Genomic DNA, 5,234 nt, shown 5'->3' on the forward strand with positions numbered 1-5,234 from the left:
TTGCCCGCCACCTCGATTCGCTTCCCGCAGCGCACGATCGTGAGCTGCCCCTGCCGCATCGCGAAGAACTTTCGCCCGCATTGCGGGTTAGCGTCGACCATTCCTGCCTGCGGCCGTCGCATTGTGCCTCGCGAGGCACGACCGGGTCGCCACCGTTTTTCCGGAGAGATTTGTATGAACTCGGCTCCGTTCGCTCATGCCGGCCTGCAGACCACCGCAAAGCCAAAGCCCGTCTCGATCACGCTCACGATCAATGGCGAGGCGCGCACGCTCGATATTGCGCCCTGGACCACGCTGCTCGATCTGCTGCGCGACCGGCTCGATCTCACCGGCAGCAAGAAAGGCTGCGATCACGGCCAGTGCGGCGCCTGCACCGTGCTGCTGGATGGCCGGCGCGTCCTCTCCTGTCTCACGCTGGCGGCGATGAAGGACGGCGCTGAGATCACGACCATCGAGGGATTGGCCAAGGGCGATACGCTGCACCCGCTGCAGCAGGCCTTCATCGATCACGACGCTTTCCAGTGCGGCTATTGCACGCCGGGCCAGATCTGCTCGGCGGCCGGACTGATTGCGGAGGGCAGGGCGAAGACGAAGGACGACATCCGCGAGCTGATGAGCGGCAACATCTGTCGTTGCGGCGCCTATCCCAACATCGTTGCCGCGATCGAGCAGGCGATGGAAGCGATGGGAGGCAAGCGATGAACAATTTCGACTATATCCGCGCCAGCGACATTGCCGACGCCGTTAGGATGAAGGCCGCCGATCCGGCCGCAAAGTTCATCGCCGGCGGCACCAATCTCGTCGACCTGATGAAATATGAGGTCGAGCGGCCGGCGCGGCTGATCGACATCAGCCGCCTGCCGCTCCGATCGGTCGAGGAGACCGACGATGGCGGCGTGCGCATCGGCGCGCTGGTGCCCAACAGCGATCTCGCCTATCACCCGCTGATCGAGCGCAGCTACCCGCTGCTGTCGAGCGCGATCCTCGGCGGCGCGTCGGCGCAATTGCGCAACATGGCCTCGACCGGCGGCAATCTGCTGCAGCGGACGCGCTGCTTGTATTTCTATGACGTTGCGACGCCCTGCAACAAGCGCGCGCCTGGTTCCGGCTGCGGGGCAATCGCAGGTCTCAACCGCATCAACGCCATCCTCGGCACCAGTGAGGCCTGCATCGCCACCCATCCCTCCGACATGTGCGTGGCTCTGGCCGCACTCGACGCCACGGTGCATGTCGCCGGCCCCGCTGGCGCGCGCAGCATCGCCTTCGTCGATTTCCACCGGCTGCCCGGCGAGACGCCCGAGATCGACAACAATCTGCGCAGCGACGAGATCATCACGGCGATCGAATTACCGCCGCAGGGCTTTGCGACGCATTACAGCTATCTGAAGATCCGCGACCGGCTATCCTACGCGTTCGCGCTGGTCTCCGTCGCGGCCGCGCTCGAGCTTGAGAACGGTCATATCAGGGTGGCGCGGCTGGCGCTCGGCGGCGTCGCGCACAAGCCCTGGCGCGATGTCGCGGTGGAAGCGCTGCTGCGCGGCGAAGCCCCGAGCCGCGATCTGTTCGGCGCTGCGGCCGACGCGCTGCTGAAGGACGCCAAGGGCTTTGCACACAACAAGTTCAAGATCGGGCTGGCGCGTCGCGCCATCATTCGCACGCTGACGCAGGCCGCGAATGCCACGCCGCAGGTTCAATCGATCAAGAAGGTCCGGTGACATCATGGCCACGATCGGTACTCCCACCTCACGCGTCGATGGCCGTGCCAAGGTCACTGGCGCTGCCAAATACGCCGCCGAATTCACCGCGCCTGATCTCGTCTATGGCGTGGTCGTCAATTCCACCATGCCTCGGGGGCGCATTGTCAGCATCGATACCAGCCGAGCGCTTGCGGTTGCCGGCGTCATCGACGTTCTCACCCACAAGAACCGGGTGAAGATGGCGGAGAAGGACGACGACTACCGCGATGACGTGGCACCCGAGAACGGCGCGCCGTTCCGTCCGCTCTATGACGACAAGGTGCATTTCAACTATCAGCCGGTGGCGCTCGTCGTCGCCGAGGACGAGGACACTGCGCGTTTTGCCGCGACGCTGGTCGCCATCGACTATCAGGCCGAGAGCTTCACGACCGATCTGCAGGCCCGTCGCGAGCAGGCGATCAAGGTCGACAAGCCGGTGAAGCCGCGGGGCGATGCGGTGAAGGCGTTGGCGGGCGCGGCGGTGCGTCACGACGCGGAATATTTTATCCCGGCCGAGTACCACAATCCGATGGAGCTCTACGGCGCCACCGCTGTCTGGCACCACGGCGGGAAGCTGACAGTGTACGACAAGACGCAGGGCGTGCAGAACGTGCAGCGCTATGTCTGCAGCGTGTTCGGGCTGAAATCCGAGGACGTGCAGGTGATCTCGCCGTTCGTCGGCGGCGCGTTCGGCTCCGGCCTGCGGCCGCAATACGAGGTCGCGCTGGCAACGATGGCCGCCCTGAAGCTGCAACGCTCGGTCCGCGTGGTGCTTAGCCGTGCGCAGATGTATGGCCTGTGCTATCGCCCTGCCACCATCGAACGGCTGGCGCTGGGCGCGAAGCAGGACGGCGCACTCGCGGCGCTCACCCATGAGGCGATCGCGATGACCTCGCAGCACGAGGCGTTCTCGCGCAATGACATCGGCTGGGGCGACGTGCTCTACCGCTCCGAGACCTCGCGGGCGACGCATCGCCTGGCCAAGCTCGACGTGCCGACGCCCGGCGACATGCGCGCGCCCGGCGCCGCCACCGGAGTCTATGCGCTGGAATGCGCAATGGACGAGCTGGCGGTGGCGCTGAAGATGGATCCGGTCGAGCTGCGGCTGCGCTGCTACTCGGACGAGGATCAGGACAAGGGCCTGCCGTTCTCGAGCAAGCAGTTGAAGGAATGTTACCGGCAGGCAGCCAATGCATTCGGCTGGCCCAAGCGCAGCCCGGAGCCACGCGCGATGCGCGACGGCAGCGAGCTGGTCGGCTGGGGCATGGCGAGCGGCGTCTGGGAGGCGTTGCAGATGCCGTTCGCGAGCCGGATCGTGCTGACGGCGAACGGCCATGTCGAGGTGTCCTCGGCGGCCTCCGATATCGGTACCGGCACCTACACCATCGTGGCGCAGGTCGCCGCCGACATGCTTGGCGTCGACATCGCCGATGTGACGGTCAAGCTTGGCGACTCCACCCTGCCGCAGGCGCAGGTCGAAGGCGGGTCATGGACGGCGGCGTCGATCTCGCACGCCATCGTCAATGCCGCCGATGATATTCGGGCACGGCTGTTGCTGATCGCGCTGGATATGCCGGATTCGTCACTGAAGGAGTTGAAGCGTGATGAAGTGACGCTCGTGGACGGCGCGATCGCCTCCATTGCCGATCCCGGTCGCAAAATCGCAATATCAGACGTGATGCGTCACGGCGGGCTCGAGCGGATCGAGAAGGAGCGTGGCTCCGACTTCGCCGAGGACGACAAGCACGCCCACAACACCCATTCGGCCATCTTTGCCGAGGTCAAGGTCGACGAGGAGCTCGGCATCATCAGGGTGACGCGTGTGGTCAATGCGGTGGCCGCCGGGCGCATTCTCAACACCAAGACCGCGGCCAGCCAGATCATGGGCGGCGTGGTCTGGGGCATCGGCATGGCGCTGCACGAGGAGGCGCTGATCGACCACAGATTCGGGCGTATCATGAACGCCAATATCGCTGAGTATCATGTGCCGGTGAACGCTGACGTTCATGATATCAAGGTGATCTTCGTCGAGGAGCAGGACGCCGTGATCAACAGGATGGGCATCAAGGGCGTGGGCGAGATCGGCATCGTCGGCGTCGCCGCCGCGATCGCCAACGCGGTCTATCACGCCACTGGCAAGCGCGTGCGAGATCTGCCGATCACCTTGGACAAGGTGGTGTCCTGATTGCGCCATCCGTCATTGCGATGAGCCGAAGGCGACGAAGCAATCCAGACTTCCTTCTTGTTTCTGGATCGTTTCGCTTCGCTCGCAATACGGAAGATGGTGCGTAGGGTGGGCTGAGCGAAGCGAGCCCACCAATCGATTGAGCCGATCTCGATGGTGCGCACGCTCCGCTTTGCCCACCCAATCAGACGGAGCGTGCACGCGGTATAGGCAGATGCGCCCGTCTCGTTGTAAGCTCGCCCGCCACCGCGTTCCGATAAAGCCATTTGCGAGCCGTCATGCTGTACGATCTGGCTGCCGTCGCCGCTGCGGTCAGCATCGCCTTCTCCAACCTGATCGCGCCGCCGGCGGTCCGCCATCTCGGGCCCGTCGTCTTCAATGGCTGGCGGCTCGCAGCGGCGCTGCTGGCTTTGCTCGGCCTTGTCGCGGTGCGCGGCGCCTGGAGCTGGCCACCCGCCGGACAAATGCTCGCACTCGCGAGCTCCAGCCTGCTCGGCATCGTCATCGCGGACTCCTGCTTCTATGCCGCGATCGCGCGGCTCGGGCCGCGGCGGACCTCGGTGATCTACACGAGTTGGGCAGCGTTCGCGGCGCTGCTCGGCTACCTGATCCTCGGCGAGACGCTATCCCCAGTGAAAGTCGCCGGCATCGCATGCGTCGTCGGCGGTGTCTGGCTCGCCATCCTGTTCCGGGGCGGCAAGCCGGCCAGCGAAGAGACGCACGGCTCGCTGCCGGCGGGCATTGTCTTCGGCCTGCTCAGTGCACTCTGCGCGGCCGCCGCGGTGCTGATCGCGCGGCCGGTGATGGCGCAAGGACTCGATCCTGCGATGGCGACGATCATCCGCGCGTCGGTCGCCCTGCCGGGGCTTGTGGCGCTGTCGCGGCTGCCGGGTTTCCACGCAGCTGCGCCGGCGAGCGCACCAATTGCGCTGCGCTCTGCAGCGAGCGGCCTGCTTGGCATGGGCTTCGGCATGACCTTGGTGCTGTTTGCACTCTCGGGCCAGCCGGTCGGCATCGTCTCGACATTGTCATCGACCACTCCGGTCGCGATCCTGCCGCTGCTGTGGGCGACCACTTGCGAGCGGCCGGCACAAACGGCCTGGCTGGGCGCGGCCTGTGCCGTTTTCGGCGCCGCTGCGATCGCCAGCGGATACTAGCCTGACCTCAACGCGGCTGCCGCTCCCGACGCCGGTCCTTCGCCGCGGGGCGTCCGCGCGGCTGTGTCGGCCGTACGGTGGGGCCGGGCCGCTGCAGCTGCGGTGCGGGCTGTTGCAGGCCACTTGGCCGCGCTTGCGTCGGCGGCTGTTGTGGCC

General features: G+C 65.9%; 4 protein-coding genes. All 4 read left to right on the top strand.

Annotated features, from left to right (window positions below):
- Positions 1–174: 174 nt before the first annotated feature.
- The 4 genes from WA702_RS23410 (at position 175) to WA702_RS23425 (ending at position 5,078) form a co-directional block, all read left to right on the top strand.
- Entirely contained in the window at positions 175–702 is a 528-nt protein-coding gene (locus WA702_RS23410) for a (2Fe-2S)-binding protein (protein ID WP_425112935.1), read from the top strand.
- Positions 699–1,715, top strand: coding sequence for an FAD binding domain-containing protein (locus WA702_RS23415; RefSeq protein ID WP_425112936.1), 1,017 nt, complete (start codon positions 699–701; stop codon positions 1,713–1,715). Before WA702_RS23410 ends, WA702_RS23415 begins: the two co-directional genes overlap by 4 nt.
- A gap of 1 nt (position 1,716) precedes the next feature.
- Positions 1,717–3,921 (top strand): xanthine dehydrogenase family protein molybdopterin-binding subunit, encoded by a 2,205-nt coding sequence (locus WA702_RS23420; protein WP_425112938.1) that lies wholly within the window; start codon positions 1,717–1,719, stop codon positions 3,919–3,921.
- Between the two features lie 278 nt (positions 3,922–4,199).
- Complete coding sequence (locus WA702_RS23425; protein ID WP_425112937.1) at positions 4,200–5,078, top strand: EamA family transporter; 879 nt, start codon at positions 4,200–4,202, stop codon at positions 5,076–5,078.
- Positions 5,079–5,234: the final 156 nt, after the last annotated feature.

Origin of the sequence: Bradyrhizobium sp., from assembly GCF_049798375.1 — a bacterium.
GTDB lineage: Bacteria > Pseudomonadota > Alphaproteobacteria > Rhizobiales > Xanthobacteraceae > Bradyrhizobium.